The organism is Ochrobactrum sp. Marseille-Q0166, from assembly GCF_014397025.1.
Taxonomy (GTDB): Bacteria; Pseudomonadota; Alphaproteobacteria; order Rhizobiales; family Rhizobiaceae; genus Brucella.
In genome coordinates, this window is record NZ_JACJUO010000002.1 from 592695 (window position 1) to 609832 (window position 17138).

Sequence of the window (17138 nt, forward strand, 5' to 3'; positions counted from 1 at the left end):
GTAGTGGAACGAAGATCGAGAAGGTTATACTTAAAATGTATGAGGTGAGAGCGCCGATCTGATTCAATCGTATCGAAACGCTAAAACACACCTAATCCCTATCAATGTCACGACGCAAAACTATTGCTGTTGTTAAATCTTCAACCAGTTCATGTCCGGCGATCAGGTCACGTACACGATTAAGACCGTCGATAGTTGCGGCTTCCAGTTCAGCGATAAGGTCGAGCTGTCCGCTTACGGAAGAAACACGACGCACCTCCGTGTGTCTTGCAAGAATATCCAAAAGTACATGTGCTGGCGTACGTTTGAGTGTGATGAGAAGTGTCGCACGAATGACGTTTGCATCTATTTCGCCAATGTCGGCGCGATACCCTCTGATGATGCCATTTTTTTCCAGATTCGTAACGCGCTCGCTTGTAGCGCTACGAGAAAGACCAATGCGTCCACCCAATGTTTTAAGTGCTATTCGCGCTTCTTTGGACAGAATTGCCAGTATTTCACGATCTTTGGCGTCTAGTTCCCGCATTTCGCATCCATTCACAGTGCCGGACATGTGCCGGTCTATTCCGACAAAGTGCCGGTTCTCCCGACAGCTTACTTGATGCCTGAAAATGGCTGACGTGCCAAGCTGTTCACAAGAAATCTAACCCGGAAAACTGTTTATGACCGATCTGTCTCATCCCGCGCCGCAATTCTCTGCAATCGAAGCTGAAAAGCTCGCTAAGGACCTATTTGGCGTTACCGGAAGCGCGTCGCCACTGGATAGTGAACGTGACTGCAATTATCGGATTAAAACCGATACGGATGCAGGCTGGATTTTGAAAATTGTCAATGCCAGTGAACCAAAGGTTGAAAGCGAGTTTCAAACGGCACTTTTTAATCATCTGGCAACTTCAAGCTCCAAACTGGCAGTGCCTTATCTCAAGCCCAGCCTTTCCGGTGACATGCTTGCATCAGCCACTGCATCAGATGGCGAAAATCATGCCGTCCGCCTTGTCGGCTGGCTTCCTGGCACACCAATGGCGGAGGTAACGCGCACATTTGAATTGATGCGCAATTTAGGCCGTTCACTCGGTGAACTGGATCATGCGCTTCAGGGCTTTATTCATCCCGGTGCGGTTCGCGAACTTGATTGGGATCTGCGACACGCGGGGCGTGCCCGCACACGACTGCACTTTATCGGCGATGCCGAAAAGAAGGCATTGCTTGAACGGTTTATCATCCGATTTGAAACGCTTGTCGCTCCGAAACTTGCAAGCCTGCGTGCTCAGGTTATTCACAATGACGCTAATGACTGGAATATTCTGGTCGACAAAGAAAACAACGAGAAGATTGCAGGACTGATCGATTTTGGCGATGCCGTTCATACGGTTCTGATCGCAGAAGTCGCGATTGCCTGCGCCTATGCCGCGCTTGATACGGAGGACCCAATTGGTGTGGCTTCCGCTCTTGTGGCAGGTTTCCATGAAAATTATCCGCTGAAGGAAGAAGAAGTCGATCTTCTGTTCGACCTCATTGCAATGCGGCTTGTCACCAGCGTGACGTTTTCGGCTTCGCGCCGGGATAAAACTGACGATAATCCCTATCTTGCAATCAGCGAGGCACCAGCATGGAATTTGCTGGCCAAGATGGACGCAATGAACCCACGTTTTGCGACCGCTATTCTGCGTAAAGCCTGTGGTTTTGATGCGATTTCCGGCGCTGGCGCAATTCGCAAATGGATTTCCGATAACCACAAAACCTTTGCGCCAATCGTGCAGCCTGCACCGGCTACCATGACCAAAGCAATCGTACCTTATGGTGATGAAACGCACTTTATGACAGTGGCTTCTGCTGAGCAGCGTGCAAAAGAGGCAACCGAGTGGTGGGATAATTTCTGCGCCGAAAACAATATCGAGCTCGGTATTGGTTCATGGGGCGAAAAGCGCACCGTTTATACGGATACGGCCTTTGAATCGCGCTTCATCGATGGTGAGCGCCGCATTCATCACCTTGGCGTTGACTTATTTATGCCGGCTGGAACGCCGCTCTATACGCCGCTGGATGCAGTCGTAAAAAGCGTTGAAGTTGAACGCGAACCGCTCGGCTATGGCGGTTTGGTAACGCTGTTGCATAGCCCGGCAGGGTGCCCGCCATTCGTTACCCTATGGGGCCACATGGCACATGAGGCACTCGACCGATTGAAGCCCGGACAGCAACTCAATGCCGGTGAGCTTGTCGGCTATATGGGTGACATTCATGAGAATGGTGGATGGACTCCGCATCTGCATTTCGGCATGACGACTGATCTCAATCTGACAGCAACAGAAATTCTGGGTGTGGGGGAAACAGCCTATCTGGATGTTTGGGCAGATCTTTTCCCGGATGTTGCCGAGCTTGCCGGTATTCCACCTGAGACTTTCCACCAGGATGGTTACACCCGTACAGAAATCATCGAAAAACGTAGGCAGATATTGCTTCCAAACCTCTCGATTTCTTATTCAGAGCCGATCAAATTCGTGCGCGGTGAGGGTGCATGGCTGATCGATAATACGGGCCGTGCCTATCTCGATTGCTTCAACAATGTCTGTCATATCGGTCATGCTCACCCCGAAGTGGTCGAAGCCATTGCGCGTCAGGCGGCAGTGCTCAATACCAATACACGCTACCTGCACGATAATATCGTGAATTATGCGGAGCGTTTGACTGCCACATTGCCGGAAGGTCTGACGGTTGCCTCCTTTGCCTGTTCGGGAAGCGAGGCGAACAGTCTGGCGCTGCGGATGGCGCGCAACCATACCAACCGCAATGAAGCCATTGTTCTCGACTGGGCCTATCACGGCACCACACAGGAATTGATTGATCTCAGTCCTTATAAATATAAGCGCAAAGCCGGTAGGGGCCGTCCCGCTCATGTTTATGAAGGCATCATTCCTGACAGCTATCACGCTCCGGAAGACTGGCCGGTCGAGGAACATGCAAAGCGCTTTGCGGCCAATATTGCAGAACATATTGAGTCCATGCGAAAGGAAGGCCGTAGTCCCGCATTCTTCCTGGCTGAATCCATTCCAAGCGTTGCTGGTCAGGTATTTCTGCCAGAAGGTTATCTCAAGGAAGTGTACGCAATGGTTCGCGCTGCAGGCGGCGTCTGCATCGCTGATGAAGTGCAGGTCGGGTTTGGCCGTGTCGGCAGCCACTGGTGGGCATTTGAACTGCAGGATGTGGTGCCGGATATTGTCACCATGGGCAAGCCTATTGGTAACGGGCATCCGATGTCGGCTGTCGTAACAACGCGAGAAATTGCCGATAGCTTCAACAACGGCATGGAATACTTCAATACGTTTGGTGGTAATCCGGTTTCCTGTGCTGCTGGCCTCACCGTTCTTGATGTGATTGAACGCGATAAGCTACGTGAAAATGCGCTTGATGTCGGCAACTACCTGCTTGATGGTTTCCGTACGATGCAGAAGCGTTTCGATATTATCGGTGATGTACGCGGTAGCGGTCTATTCCTCGGTATAGAGCTGGTTACGGATCGTAAAACAAAAGCACCTGCAACCGCCTTGGCGAGAGCGATCAATGACGGAGCGAGAGAACGTGGTATCCTGATGGGCACTGAAGGCCCGCATGACAATGTTCTTAAAATGCGCCCATCCATGGTTTTCAGCCGGGCCAATGCGGATCACCTTCTAAGCGTATTAAGCGATAGTTTTGAAGCTGCTCTGAAGTAAATATATTCGTTGGTTGAACGACAGGCCGCATCTTTATCCCTGCTGGGATAAAGATGCGGTTTTTTTATTTTTGGAGTTTGCGTGTAAAAATTTCACACAATGGATGCCGACAATATGCCGGTCGATTCCGGCAATGTGGCGGGCTGGCAGACATATTGCTTGATGTTTGAGAATAAGGCCTGTGCCAAGTTCTGTAATGAAGGTTGATGGTAAACCATAACCCTAAAACAAAAAGACGAATCCAGAGGACACCGAAAATCATGAATTACAGGGTGAAGAGCCTGATTGCCGTCGCAGCTATGGCTATTGCTGCTACTTTTTCTGTCGCGTCTGTGCAAGCCGATGAGCTTGATAAGTTGAAAGACACCGGCAAGATGCGTATTGCGATGAGCGGACAGTATCCACCGTTCAGCTTCACCAATGAAAAAAATGAAGTTGTTGGTTTTGACGTAGCGATTGGTTCCGAGATCGCCAACCGTCTGGGCGTTAAGCCAGAGATCGTTACAACCCCGTTTGATGGCATTATTGCGGGTCTCTTGGCCAAGAAATATGATGCCGTTGTGGCATCCATGACCATTACGCCAGAGCGTGAAAAAGCAGTCGATTTTGTAGGGCCTTACTATCATGCCGGACGTACAATCGTCGTAAAAGACAGCTCGCCTGTTCAGAAGCTCGAAGAGCTGAACGGCAAGACGGTTGGCGTTACGATGGGCGATGCTCATGAAAAATGGGCCAAAGCTCAGGGTGACCTGACAGTCCGTACCTACAAGGGCCTGCCAGAAATGCTCATCGATCTTGATGCAGGTCGCCTTGATGCGCTGGTCATGGACAGCATTCCGGTGATGATCGCCGTGAAGGAAACCGGCCAGAAAGTACGCATTCTGGAAACACCAAACATCGAAGGTGCACGTGAAGCGCTCGGCATTGCTATTCGCAAAAACAATCCGGAATTGAAGGCCGCTATGCAGAAGGCATTGGACGATATGCTTGCTGACGGCACGTACGAGAAAATCTCGATGGAATGGATCGGTAGCGACATTCGCTAACCAGTTTCCATGCCGGCCCATTTCGTCTTAGCCGATAAAGTGGGCCGGTTCATACGAGTTCTCGGAGTAGTTTTATGGATCTAGCGTTAATGCAGCGCGTCCTCCCGTTTTTTCTGGAGGCTGCGTGGGTCACGGTGCAGATTTCCGTGCTGGCTCTTCTGCTAGGCTTTGTGATTGCCGGCGTTCTGGTTGCGGCACGTTTGTCGAATAGCGTAATCTTGCGTTCCCTATCTCGTGTCTATGTCAGCTTGTTTCGTGGTACGCCTTGCCTGGTACAGCTGTTTGTTCTTTATTTTGGTGGCCCTCAAATCGGGCTGGAGCTCGAACCTTACGCGGCCGGTGTTATCGGTCTTGGCTTGAACATCGCAGCTTATATGGCCGAATCCATTCGAGGCGCGATAGCCAGCGTGGATAAGGGCCAGACAGAAGCTGCTCGTTCTATTGGTTTTGACCGCGAGCGCACGCTTCGGCTGATTGTTCTGCCGCAGGCAGCACGGCTTATGATCCGCCCATTGGGCATAAATGCCGTGGCTCTTGTCAAAGGGTCAGCACTGGTTTCGACAATTTCTGTCGTGGAACTAACTTACACGGCGCAACGCTTCATCAGTTCGACATATAAACCGTTCGAGATATTTGCTGTCGCCGCAGTCCTTTACATGATTATCGTCTATGTCGTCGTCATGATTGTCGATTTACTCGACAAACGTTTTGCGCCGCGTTGAGGGAGGATTAGATGCCAACTCTCGACTTTACCATCGTGCCTCCTTATGCCGAGCTTCTGATTACGGGTTTATGGTGGACCCTCGTTCTCGCTGTTTCATCAAGTGCGTTGAGCTTCGTGTTCGGTATCCTTTTTGCGCTGATTGTTCTTTATGCGCCTAAGGTGCTGGCTTATCCGGTACGCTTCTTCATGTGGCTGTTCATGGGAACGCCACTGCTGTTGCAACTGTATCTTATCTATTATGGGCTGGTTCAGATCGGCATTGATATTCCGGCACTTTTTGCAGGCATTATCGGATTGAGCCTGCACTTTGCAGTCTATAATGCGGACGTTATTCGTGCCGGTATTGTCACGGTTGATCCAGGGCAAACTGAAGGAGCGAGATCTATTGGTCTTAGTCGAACTCAGACACTGCGTTATGTAATTATCCCGCAGGCTATCAGGAATACTGTCCCGCCTATTGGCAACAATATGATCGTGCTTCTCAAAGACACATCGCTCGTTTCCATTATCGGGATTGCCGAGCTTGTACACAGTGCACAAATTGCGATCAGCGAAACTTACAGTCCGTTTGAATTTTATCTGACAGCCGCAGCGCTTTATTACGCCGCCAATCTCGTTATGGAAGCTGGCTTGAGGCAAATCGAAAGAAAAGTAGAGGTAACGCGATGAGCACCTTGAGACCAATGGTGGAAGTTAAGGGTGCCCGCAAAGCCTATGGTGCCTTGGAAGTACTGAAAAATATCGATCTTTCAGTATCACGTGGACAAATTATTGCGATCATCGGCCCGAGCGGTTCTGGTAAAAGTACATTGTTGCGCTCCATCAATCATCTCGAAACGCTCAATGGCGGCGAAATTTGGCTTGATGGCGTTCAGGTCAATCAGCCACTGACCGGGAAGGCCTTCGAAAAACATATCAACTCTGTTCGTCAGCAGATGGGCATGGTGTTTCAGCACTTTAATCTCTTTCCGCATATGACGGTGATGGAGAACATTACGCTGGGGCCAGTCAAGCTTAAAGGGTTGCCAAAAAATCAGGCGCGCGAGCTGGCTTTGGATCTCTTATCTAAAGTTGGGTTATCGAGTAAGGCAGATGTCTATCCTTCACGCCTTTCTGGTGGTCAAAAGCAACGTGTTGCCATTGCTCGAGCATTGGCAATGCAACCGAAAGTGATGCTTTTTGATGAAGCTACTTCGGCGCTGGACCCGGAACTCGTTGAAGAGGTCAATCTCGTCATGAAGCAGCTTGCTGCCGAGCATATGACGATGTTGATTGTTACGCATGAAATGCGCTTTGCTGGCGAAGTTGCAGATCGCATTATGTTTATGGACGGCGGAGTTGTCGTAGAAGAAGGTACTCCCGAACAAATCCTGAAACAGCCGACACAGGATCGAACCAGAGCTTTTCTTAAGAACTATATCGGATCTTAATTATATGAATTGCAATTTCCTGCCGGTGTCCGTCTGCTGAGTTTTTATTAAACAATGAATTTTCCTACGAATTGAGTATACTCATATGATGCAATCAAGCTGAACTGTGTATCTCAATTCGTTTATATTTTCTTTTTCTTGTTGGGTTTAGGTCGTCCAGAATCTAAAGCGATTTTGAGGAGCAGTGGATCTTTGCCGTTTGAAATTGATTTATTTACTCATATAAATAGTAATTAATAGCATCCTAGGCCGGTTATCTGGCTCTGCATAAAATCGGTTTTTAAATGCATGTTTACGTTAAGGCAGTTACGTTATTTCATCGCGTGCGCTGAGCAGGGATCGGTTACACGTGCTGCTCACACTCTATCAATTTCGCAGTCGTCTATCACTGAGGCGATCAAAGAGCTTGAAGCCGATCTCAATGTTAGTTTGTTTGAGCGTCATCCGCGTGGGTTGATTGTTACCCATAGTGGCCATCAGTTTATGCGTCATGCGACCAAGATATTGGCCGATGTTTCTGACGCGAGACGCTCATTTTCAAGCAAGCAGGTGACTGAAAAGAGAACGCTGCATCTCGGCGTTACATCTCTCGTTGCGGGCTATGTGCTGTCTGATCTGCTTGCGCGCTATCGCAGGGCGTTTCCAGATGTGGAAGTGAGTGCAATTGAAGACAACGGTTCCTATCTTGAACATTTGCTTATTGGCGGTGAACTTGATGTCGCGGTTGTCGTGATCTCAAGTCTTCGGGATCGAATGGCACTTCATGCTGAAATTCTCGAAACATCGCCTTATCGGTTGTGGTTGCCGTTAGGACATTCGCTTGTATCGGTTGATGGAATATCGATTGATGATGTGGCCAAAGAGCCTTTGATCATGCTCACTGTCGATGAAATCGAGGAAAATACCGGAAAGCTTCTCGCAGCACTTGGCGCAAGGCCGCATGTGGCTTTCAGAACCCGTTCTGTAGAAGCGGTGCGTAGCCTTGTGGCGACTGGTGCTGGCGTAGCGCTTCTTCCTGATCTGGTCTATCGCCCTTGGTCGCTCGAAGGTGACCGGATTGAAAGTCGGGATGTTAGTGGATCTTTGCCAATCGTGCAGATAGGTATGGTTTGGCGAAAAGGCTCGAGTCTTCCACAGTCAGCGCGTGATTTTATCGGAATTGCTGAAGCAGCGCGTTCTGGAAGGCAACGCTGATGCTGTCTTTCAGAAAAAACGACTCAAACAAATTGCTGTTTTGCAATGATGTTTCCTCAATGATGCTGGCACCGAGATAAGGCTTCGTTAAATCAATCGGAAAAACCGATATCTGCTTTCTAATAAATGAATTTGCGAACGTTGACCATTTGGATAACTTCCTCTTCAAGGAACGAAAAGCCGAAAACGGCCAAATGGAGAGAAGAATGCGGCCATGTTTTATGTGCCTTGAATAGCTAACATTGTGAGCTGCATGTAGGCCTATTCATCGCTGCTCAGACAAGTTTTGCGATAATTCCAAACCCGGTTCGATTTCTCCTCCATTCTCAGCCAGTGGAGTGGGAGAGGTTGTGCACGGTTTTATATCTAGCTCAGATAAGTCCTGCTTTTCGGAGTCTCATCGACGCCATGTCATGAATAAACAACGGAAACAGACGTAATTTCTCCGGAGAATGTAATGGATTCAGAAATGCTCATCGGCTCCCAGTTTGAACGGGGAACAGAAAATGAAGAACTGGTTCTCAATCCAAAAACGGGTGATGTTGTTCTGCATCTGGCTGAAGCATCATTGGGACAAGTCGACAAGGCTGTAGATGCCGCAGAGAAAGCGTTTCAATCCTGGTCTCGTACAACGCCTGCAGAGCGCTCGGGTTATCTGCTTAAAATTGCAGATGCAGTCGAAAAAGATGCTGAAGGTTTAGCAGCGCTTGAAGCTTTAAATTGCGGCAAGCCATGTCACGCGGTTCTGAATGACGAGATTCCCGCAGTTGTTGATTGCTATCGTTATTTTGCGGGAGCAGTGCGCAATATGCAGGGTCCACTCGCTGCTGAGTATATACCCGGTCACACATCCATGATCCGCCGCGATCCGGTTGGGATCGTTGGGTCAATTGCCCCTTGGAATTATCCATTAATGATGATGGCCTGGAAGCTTGCTCCGGCTATTGCTGGTGGCAACACAGTTGTTTTCAAGCCATCAGAACAGACTCCTTTGACCGCACTGAAAATGGCAAAGGCGATGGCGGATATTTTGCCTTCGGGCGTCGTGAATGTCGTACTTGGGCGTGGCGAAACTGTTGGTAATGCACTGATCAATCATCCGTCGATCAATATGGTTTCGATTACGGGCGATGTCGCAACAGGCAAGAAGGTTCTGCAGGCAGCGGCCAAATCGGTGAAGCGGACGCATCTCGAATTGGGAGGCAAGGCGCCTGTCATCGTGATGGCAGACGCCGATATCGATGCGGTCGTCGAAGGCATCAAAACATTTGGGTTCTATAACGCTGGTCAGGATTGCACAGCTGCCTGTCGTATCTACGCCGACGCGCGGATCTACGATCGCCTTGTTGCGGATTTATCAGGTGCTGTTTCCAGCATTCGTTTCAATCTCGATGATGACGCACAAAATGAGATGGGACCGCTTATATCGCGTCGCCAACGTGATCGTGTAGATAGCTTTGTCGCACGGGCTCGTGAGAACGCACATATCGAAATAACCACAGGTGGTAAGCCTTCTGGAGAGAAGGGCTTCTTCTTTGAACCGACTGTGGTTGCCGGAGCGTTGCAGGACGATGAGATTGTCCGTCGTGAAGTCTTTGGTCCAGTTGTTTCCGTGACGCGCTTTGTCGAAGAGGAACAGGCAATTTCGTGGGCCAATGACAGTGATTATGGCCTGGCGTCTTCCGTCTGGACTAAAGACATCAGCAAGGGCCTTAAAGCCGCAGCGCACCTACAGTATGGCTGTACCTGGATTAATACACATTTCATGCTGACCAATGAAATGCCGCATGGCGGTTTGAAACAATCCGGCTATGGCAAAGACATGTCTATCTACGCACTTGAGGACTATACCACTGTGCGTCATGTCATGATTGCTCACGGGTGATGCTATGACAAACACAGCTGAACAACTCCAAATTGATCGTTCTAAACTTGAAATCTCGAAGACCGATGTGGCCATCGAGATCAAGAACATGCACAAGTGGTATGGCGAGTTCCACGTTCTGCGCGACATCAACTTGAAGGTCATGCGTGGCGAACGCATCGTCGTTGCTGGTCCTTCGGGTTCCGGCAAGTCAACCATGATCCGTTGCGTCAATCGTCTGGAAGAACACCAGAAGGGTCAGATCATTGTTGATGGCATTGAGCTCACCAATGATCTCAAGAAGATCGACGAAGTGCGCCGGGAAGTCGGCATGGTGTTCCAGCACTTCAACCTCTTCCCGCATCTGACCATTCTGGAGAACTGCACGCTCGCACCGATCTGGGTTCGCAAAATGCCAAAGAAGCAGGCGGAAGAAATCGCGATGCACTATCTGGCACGCGTGAAAATTCCGGAACAGGCCAACAAATATCCGGGCCAGCTTTCAGGCGGTCAGCAGCAGCGTGTGGCGATTGCGCGCGCGCTCTGCATGAGCCCGAAGGTCATGCTGTTCGATGAGCCGACCTCGGCACTTGATCCGGAAATGGTCAAGGAAGTGCTTGATACAATGGTGAGCCTTGCTGCCGAAGGCATGACGATGATCTGCGTAACGCACGAAATGGGCTTTGCCCGTCAGGTCGCAAACCGCGTGATCTTTATGGATCAGGGCCAGATCGTTGAGCAGAATTCGCCAGCCGAGTTCTTCGACAACCCGCAGCATGAACGCACCAAGCTGTTCCTGAGCCAGATCCTGCACTGATCTAACAAATATAACCGCACCAACGGAGGGTAACTTGAATAAACTATTCGCAATCGCATCAGCGTCATTGTTTTTGTTTTCCGGAATGGCACATGCCGGTCCCACTCTGGACCGCTTAAATGAGAAAAAGGAAATGGTAGTCGCCACCAATGTTGGCTGGCCCCCACAGGGTTTCCTTGATGACAATAACGAACTTGTTGGGTTTGATATTGATGTAGCCAATGAAATCGGCAAGCGTTTGGGTGTTAAAGTCCGTTTTGAAACTCCTGAGTGGCCAACGCTAACCGGTGGTCACTGGCAGGGACGTTATGATGTTGGTGTCGGTTCAGTAACGCCAACCAAAGCACGCGCACAGGCTATCGACTTTGCTGGAATCTATTATTACAGCCCCTATGTGTATGTCGTACATAAGGACAGCAAAGCACATTCGACCGACGATCTGAATGGTAAGGTGATTGGCGTCGAAACCGGGACCACGTCTGAAGATTTCATCAACCGTCGCCTCGAAATTGATGCGCCTGATCTTCCGGCTTTTGAATACAAAGTCACTCCGGGCGAAGTTCGTACCTTTGAAGACTCCATGATGCCGTTTGACGACCTTCGCTTGGGCGATGGTGTGCGTTTGGATGCTGTTATTGCACCAGAACAGACAGCTCAGACTGCTATCAAGAATGGCTATCCGGTTCGTGTTCTCGAAGGTGGCTATGCATTCCGCGAACCGCTGGTTGTGATTGCAGAAAAGAATGATCCTGAATGGACTGCAAAGATCGGAGAAATCATCAAGCAGATGAAGGATGATGGAACCCTCGCAACGCTTACGACCAAGTGGTACGGCGCGGATTACAGCAAAGACTAATTGCTTCCGATAAAAACACATCAAGTTTCCCGATCAATTCATCATCAAACCCCGGCTTTGCCCTGAGAGGCAGGCCGGGTGTGAGTTGAAAATGGAAAAAATCAATACATTCAGACTGGTAACAAGATGTCCTATCCTGACACGCATTACTTCAGAACCATGGCTGATACCAAAGAACGGGCAGCCCTTGTTGGCAATGAGGAGTGTGAAACCCTCATTATTGGTGCTGGTCTTGCCGGTCTCACAACCGCGTTGGAACTGGTGCGGCAGAGACAGTCTGTTATCATTCTTGAAGCCAAGAGTGTCGGTTTTGGTGCCTCGGGGCGCAATGGTGGTTTTGTCAGTCCCGGTTTTGCAACCGGTCATGATAAGATCGCTGCCACAGTCGGCGAAAATGCTGCGAAAAAGCTCCACAGACTCTCGGTAGAGGGCATGGAATTTGTTGGCGAAACAATTCGCGACCTAAATATCACGTCTGCAGATCCCAAGCATGGGCTGATCAGCGTACAGCGCTATGAAGATGCGCCCGCTTTGCAAGCCGAAGTGGTGGAGACAAAGAGAGACTTCAATTACCACCTTGAGTATATGTCGAGGGACGAAGTTCACTCTGTGTTGAAGTCTGAACGTTATTATCAGGCTATTCGCGATCCCAAGGCGTTTCACATTCACCCACTCAATTATGCACGCGCGCTCGCGCAGGAAATTGAGCGTCTTGGCGGCAAGATTTATGAGAATTCCGCAGCGCAATTTATGCATGTTTCGGATGCGCAGAAAGTGGTTCGGACAAGCCGAGGTTCAGTTCAGGCCAAAAATCTGGTGATCACCACAGGTGGTTATACAGGTGGGTTGAATAAGAAACTTCAACGATCCTATTTGCCGATAGCGACCTATGTCATGGTTTCTGAAGTTGCTCCGGATATCATCAGCGAAGCTATCAAAACACAAGCGGCGATCGGTGATAGACGCAGAGCTGGCGATTATTATAGGCTCATAGAAGGTGGTAGGCGCGTATTGTGGGGTGGGCGCATAACAACCCGCGCCGCCTCAACTGAGGGCCTGGTGCGCGCGCTGCGCCATGAAATGACAAGTACTTATCCGCAACTGTCCGAACTCAAGACAGAACTCGCTTGGTCTGGCCTGATGGCATATGCACGCCACCTCATGCCCCAAATCGGAAAAATGCCGAGTGGAGTTTGGTACTGCACGGCATTTGGCGGTCATGGCCTGAACACCACAGCTATCGGTGGCAAGCTGGTTGCCGAAGGAATTCTTGGTACGACTGATCGTTACAAGCTTTTTGAGCCTTTTGGCTTGGTCTGGGTTGGCGGCTACGCCGGTCTCGCCGTTGCTCAACTTACCTATTGGAAACTGCAGGCACAGGACAAGTGGCGAGAACGCTCTGCCTGATCAGCGGTTTGTTTTTTAGAAAATTTATCCCCAGAACAAAAAGACATCCGCAAAGCCGATCAGCAAAGGGTGCACACCGAATTGAAGGAGGCCGTTCATGCTTGGACGATTCATTCTCAACTACCCCGATACAGCGCGCAGGCTTGGTGGTCTTGTGCTGTTCGCAATCACAATGGTGGCGCTCTATTCAATTGGCATTAGTGCACATTGGTTGGGTACAATAGCACCTCCACTTGCCGACTGGATTAAGGAAAACCCGGTTGTTGCAAGGGTTTTGTCAGCCTTTTCCATCTCTGTGACCCTGTTTCTGAACTGGAAGCTGCTGAAGCGACTATCGAGAAATCAGCAGGTTGTCGCAGTATGGACCGAACTCTTCATCCTGCTGATGCTCTTCTTTTACTCGTTTGATCTGTCGTTCTCGTTTATCGCACGTAAGATCGGTTTCCTGATCACACAGGGAACCGTAACGACACTCTATATTTCCGCGATTTCCATTGTGATAGCGACCATCATTGCGCTTAATGGCGCGATAGCAAAGCTGTCGCAGAACGGTGTCATTTACGGGCTTTCGACGTTCTACACGTCGCTTTTTCGCGGTCTGCCTCTCCTGATGCAGATCTATATTATCTATCTTGGCTTGCCACAGATTGGTTATGTGATCGGTGCGATCCCTGCGGGCATCCTCGCGCTTTCGCTCTGCTATGGTGCCTATATGACTGAAATTTTCCGTGCAGGTATTGAGAGCATTCCGCGTGGACAGAAGGAAGGCGCTACGGCACTTGGTCTCGGTTCGGCACAGACGATGTGGCTTGTCATTCTGCCGCAAGCCATGCGGATCATCATTCCGCCAACAGGAAACCAGTTCATTGCGATGTTGAAGGACTCTTCGCTTGTTTCGGTAATTGGCGTTTGGGAGCTGATGTACGTTGCAAGAACTCAAGGTCAGACCGAGTTCCGGCATATCGAAATGCTGATCACTGCCTCGATGATCTACTGGATGCTCTCCATCTCGTTCGAGTTTATTCAGTCCCGCATTGAGCGCTATTACGCCCGATATAATAAGCGATAAGTCGTGGCCAAACGTCGATGTGGCTTCTTTAAGGCGCGTCGTATCTCTCGCTCTGTCGAACCATTTTCTATTGGAAAGCCCTATGTCTGAAAAGCCCCTTTTTTCGAAAGCTGGATTGCCTCGCCCGAGCCTTACAATGGAGGACGCTGCGGATATTCTTGGTTCAGTTTACGGGCTGAAGGGTGAGTTGCGTGAGCTTGGTAGCCAGCAGGACCGGAACTTTAAGGTTGGGATTGCGGGTGAAAGCTATGTCCTCAAAATCAGCCGCAGCGAATATCCGCGCGCTGAACTCGAGGCGCAGAATGCGATTTTGCAGCATCTCGCTTCAAAACTGGACGATAGCTCCGATAGTTCATTTATTATTCCCAAGGTCATTCCTTGTGGAAATGGCGAATTCATCGGTGCTACCATCGTTGGAGCGGAAAATTATCATGTTCGTCTGCTAAGCTTTATCGAAGGTGAAACGCTGACAGCGTGCAAATATTTGAACGGTAATGCCATTCAAGCGCTTGGTACCCTCGCCGGGAATGTCGTGTACGCTTTGGCAGATTTTTCGCATCCAGGCGCTGTGAAGAAATCACCGTGGGATCTGGCTTATGCTGAAGAGGCGATACCTTTCTTGCTGCAGGATAGTGATCCCAGCTCAGTTGCCGCCCCCATCTTTGCAGTGATGGAGCAAGTACGAAAGCGGCTTGATCCTGTAAAGGCCGGTTTACGTGTTCAAGTTATCCACCATGACATCACGGATGATAATGTTGTTGGCCGTAAAGAGATCTCGGGATCTGTTTTGCCATATGCGGTAATTGATTTTGGGGATATGACCAAAAGCTGGCTGATTGCCGAGCTGGCGACAACATGCGCATCGCTGCTGCATCATGGAGACAGAGACCCGTTCTCAATTCTCCCAGCTGTGAAGGGGTTCCATGCCGTTTGTCCGTTGGATAAACAAGAGCTTGTCGCCCTTTGGCCACTGATTGTCGCGCGCGCCTGCGTGTTGCTTGCAGCATCGCATCAACAACTTAGACTTGATCCGAATAATGATTATGCAGCGGCCAATGCCGCACATGAACGGATCATCTTCGAGACAGCGAGTTCCGTGTCATTCGAATTGATGGAAAAGGCAATATTCCTCTCGTTGGATATTGATGTAGAGGCCAAGCGCCATGCCAAAAAGAAAACTATCATTCCGAGTGTCGATTTAACATCTGCAGCGCTGGTCGATCTTTCGATTGATAATTCCGCTTTCGTGGCTGGGAACTGGAATTCAAGCAATATAGAACAGCAAACTTTGTTCGATGCTGCACGTAAAACTGGATGTAGCCTGACGAGATATGGTGAGTATCGATTAACACGCACCCGGGTTAACAGCCGCACTGAACCAGAAAGCTTCGCACTGCATATTGCAGTTTGTGTCCCCGCAGGAACAGAAATAGTTGCGCCTTTCGATGGGAGTGCAGATTTTGCTGATGGGTCTCTCATTTTGCGAAATGGTGAGAGCAATCTGCATTTGAATTGCTTGGACATACGTGATGGATTAGCGCACTCGGTATCTTCGGGTGATGTGCTCGGTGTGGCTCGCAATGATCAGGACGGCTTGGGCATCATTTACGTTCAACAGTCCGAAATTGTGTCTGATGCGCTGCCGCAATTTGCCAAACCATCACAGGCTGCTGCATGGTCTGCAATTTGCCCATCTGCCGCAGGATTTCTCGGCTTATCTATCGACACATCTTCAAAGGAACCCGTGTTACTGCTTGAGAAGCGCAACAAAAGTCTTGCCGGTACGCAGAAGCATTATTACGAAAACCCTCCGCAAATTGAGCGTGGCTGGAAAGAGCATTTGTTCGATACTGAGGGACGCGCATATCTCGATATGGTCAATAACGTGACCACTATCGGTCATGGCCACCCGCGCCTTGCAGAAAATGTTCATAGGCAGTGGTTGAAACTCAATACCAATTCGCGCTTTCACTATTCGGAAGTGGCTGATTTTTCGGAAAGACTTGCGGATTTGGCGCCCGATGGGCTCGATACTGTTTTTCTGGTCAATAGCGGCTCAGAGGCAAATGATCTGGCATTGAGACTTGCCTGGGCATGGTCAGGTCGTCGCAATATCGTTTCGTTACTTGAAGCATATCATGGCTGGACGGTGGGGAGCGATGCAGTTTCAACCTCAACTGCCGATAATCCCAATGCTCTTGGAACGCGGCCGTTATGGGTGCATGCGGTGGTCTCTCCCAATACCTATCGCGGGAACATGACTGCCAGACAATATATCGGGACTGTGCTCGATAAACTTTCTGCGCTCGATGTATCAGGCGAGGGGCTTGCGGGCTTCATCTGTGAACCGATTTATGGGAATGCAGGCGGAATTCCACTGCCCACGGGCTATCTGAAGAGGGTCTATCAAGAAATCAGATCACGAGGCGGGCTTTGTATCGCTGATGAAGTGCAAGTTGGTTACGGCCGTACAGGCCACCATTTCTGGGGCTTTGAGCAACAACAGGTTGTGCCGGACGTCATCACTATTGCAAAAGGCATGGGCAATGGACATCCACTTGGCGCAGTGATTACGCGCAAGGAAATTGCTGATGCGCTGGAGAAGGAAGGCTATTTCTTTTCCTCTGCCGGAGGCAGTCCAGTCTCGTCAGTCGTTGGAAATACTGTCCTCGACATTATGCAAGACGAACAACTTCAAGCCAATGCACGTAGGGTAGGCGATCATCTCAAGGGGCGTCTGGAAGGTCTCAAACAGCAATATCACTTGATAGGTGCTGTTCATGGTATGGGACTTTATATGGGGTTGGAGTTCGTCAGGGATCATGTTTCGTTGGAGCCTGCTACCGAAGAAACAATGGCTTTATGTGACCGACTGCTTGAACTTGGCATCATCATGCAGCCGACGGGTGACCACCTGAATATTTTCAAGATCAAACCCCCTCTCTGCCTCACGCAAGAAAGCGCTGATTACTTCGTGGATACGCTGGAATCGGTACTGCAAGAGGGATGGTAATAAGAAGA

13 protein-coding genes are annotated in these 17138 nt (G+C 49.7%); 12 read left to right on the top strand and 1 reads right to left on the bottom strand.

Annotated features, from left to right (window positions below; translation table 11 throughout):
* Positions 1 to 91 precede the first annotated feature (91 nt).
* A complete protein-coding gene (locus H5024_RS13865; protein WP_187547766.1) occupies positions 92 to 526 on the bottom strand; it encodes an Lrp/AsnC family transcriptional regulator in 435 nt (144 codons plus the stop codon).
* Positions 527 to 662: 136 nt separating this feature from the next.
* On the opposite strand from H5024_RS13865, the gene H5024_RS13870 reads away from it, so the two are divergent.
* The 12 genes from H5024_RS13870 to H5024_RS13925 all read left to right on the top strand — a co-directional run bounded on the left by H5024_RS13870 (position 663) and on the right by H5024_RS13925 (position 17130).
* On the top strand, positions 663 to 3710 hold the full coding sequence (locus H5024_RS13870) for an aminotransferase class III-fold pyridoxal phosphate-dependent enzyme (protein WP_187547767.1): 3048 nt from the start codon (positions 663 to 665) through the stop codon (positions 3708 to 3710).
* Between the two features lie 260 nt (positions 3711 to 3970).
* On the top strand, positions 3971 to 4756 hold the full coding sequence (locus tag H5024_RS13875; protein WP_187547768.1) for an ABC transporter substrate-binding protein: 786 nt from the start codon (positions 3971 to 3973) through the stop codon (positions 4754 to 4756).
* Positions 4757 to 4830: 74 nt separating this feature from the next.
* On the top strand, positions 4831 to 5478 hold the full coding sequence (locus tag H5024_RS13880; protein ID WP_187547769.1) for an amino acid ABC transporter permease: 648 nt from the start codon (positions 4831 to 4833) through the stop codon (positions 5476 to 5478).
* An 11-nt stretch (positions 5479 to 5489) separates the two neighbouring features.
* The gene (locus H5024_RS13885; RefSeq protein WP_187547770.1) at positions 5490 to 6149 is read left to right on the top strand and encodes an amino acid ABC transporter permease; all 660 of its coding nucleotides are present in this window, start codon (positions 5490 to 5492) and stop codon (positions 6147 to 6149) included.
* On the top strand, positions 6146 to 6910 hold the full coding sequence (locus H5024_RS13890) for an amino acid ABC transporter ATP-binding protein (protein ID WP_282186058.1): 765 nt from the start codon (positions 6146 to 6148) through the stop codon (positions 6908 to 6910). The genes H5024_RS13885 and H5024_RS13890 overlap by 4 nt, the downstream gene beginning before the upstream one ends.
* Positions 6911 to 7198: 288 nt before the next feature.
* Positions 7199 to 8104, top strand: coding sequence for a LysR family transcriptional regulator (locus tag H5024_RS13895; protein ID WP_187547771.1), 906 nt, complete (start codon positions 7199 to 7201; stop codon positions 8102 to 8104).
* A gap of 457 nt (positions 8105 to 8561) precedes the next feature.
* On the top strand, positions 8562 to 9989 hold the full coding sequence (locus tag H5024_RS13900; RefSeq protein WP_187547772.1) for a gamma-aminobutyraldehyde dehydrogenase: 1428 nt from the start codon (positions 8562 to 8564) through the stop codon (positions 9987 to 9989).
* A 4-nt stretch (positions 9990 to 9993) separates the two neighbouring features.
* Complete coding sequence (locus H5024_RS13905) at positions 9994 to 10785, top strand: amino acid ABC transporter ATP-binding protein (RefSeq protein WP_064322540.1); 792 nt, start codon at positions 9994 to 9996, stop codon at positions 10783 to 10785.
* 85 nt (positions 10786 to 10870) lie between these two features.
* On the top strand, positions 10871 to 11641 hold the full coding sequence (locus H5024_RS13910; RefSeq protein WP_187548627.1) for a transporter substrate-binding domain-containing protein: 771 nt from the start codon (positions 10871 to 10873) through the stop codon (positions 11639 to 11641).
* 126 nt (positions 11642 to 11767) lie between these two features.
* A complete protein-coding gene (locus H5024_RS13915) occupies positions 11768 to 13048 on the top strand; it encodes an FAD-binding oxidoreductase (protein WP_187547773.1) in 1281 nt (426 codons plus the stop codon).
* Positions 13049 to 13145: 97 nt separating this feature from the next.
* Entirely contained in the window at positions 13146 to 14117 is a 972-nt protein-coding gene (locus H5024_RS13920) for an amino acid ABC transporter permease (protein WP_187547774.1), read from the top strand.
* Positions 14118 to 14199: 82 nt separating this feature from the next.
* Positions 14200 to 17130, top strand: coding sequence for an aminotransferase (locus H5024_RS13925; RefSeq protein ID WP_187547775.1), 2931 nt, complete (start codon positions 14200 to 14202; stop codon positions 17128 to 17130).
* Positions 17131 to 17138 lie beyond the last annotated feature (8 nt).

Bases quoted from the DNA above. Each gene is read 5' to 3' on its own strand.
- H5024_RS13865 (WP_187547766.1), bottom strand. From the start codon at position 526: ATGCGGGAACTAGACGCCAAAGATCGTGAAATACTGGCAATTCTGTCC.
- H5024_RS13880 (WP_187547769.1), top strand. From the start codon at position 4,831: ATGGATCTAGCGTTAATGCAGCGCGTCCTCCCGTTTTTTCTGGAGGCT.
- H5024_RS13895 (WP_187547771.1), top strand. From the start codon at position 7,199: ATGTTTACGTTAAGGCAGTTACGTTATTTCATCGCGTGCGCTGAGCAG.
- H5024_RS13905 (WP_064322540.1), top strand. From the start codon at position 9,994: ATGACAAACACAGCTGAACAACTCCAAATTGATCGTTCTAAACTTGAA.
- H5024_RS13885 (WP_187547770.1), top strand. From the start codon at position 5,490: ATGCCAACTCTCGACTTTACCATCGTGCCTCCTTATGCCGAGCTTCTG.
- H5024_RS13925 (WP_187547775.1), top strand. From the start codon at position 14,200: ATGTCTGAAAAGCCCCTTTTTTCGAAAGCTGGATTGCCTCGCCCGAGC.
- H5024_RS13890 (WP_282186058.1), top strand. From the start codon at position 6,146: ATGAGCACCTTGAGACCAATGGTGGAAGTTAAGGGTGCCCGCAAAGCC.
- H5024_RS13900 (WP_187547772.1), top strand. From the start codon at position 8,562: ATGGATTCAGAAATGCTCATCGGCTCCCAGTTTGAACGGGGAACAGAA.
- H5024_RS13875 (WP_187547768.1), top strand. From the start codon at position 3,971: ATGAATTACAGGGTGAAGAGCCTGATTGCCGTCGCAGCTATGGCTATT.
- H5024_RS13870 (WP_187547767.1), top strand. From the start codon at position 663: ATGACCGATCTGTCTCATCCCGCGCCGCAATTCTCTGCAATCGAAGCT.
- H5024_RS13910 (WP_187548627.1), top strand. From the start codon at position 10,871: ATGGCACATGCCGGTCCCACTCTGGACCGCTTAAATGAGAAAAAGGAA.
- H5024_RS13915 (WP_187547773.1), top strand. From the start codon at position 11,768: ATGTCCTATCCTGACACGCATTACTTCAGAACCATGGCTGATACCAAA.
- H5024_RS13920 (WP_187547774.1), top strand. From the start codon at position 13,146: ATGCTTGGACGATTCATTCTCAACTACCCCGATACAGCGCGCAGGCTT.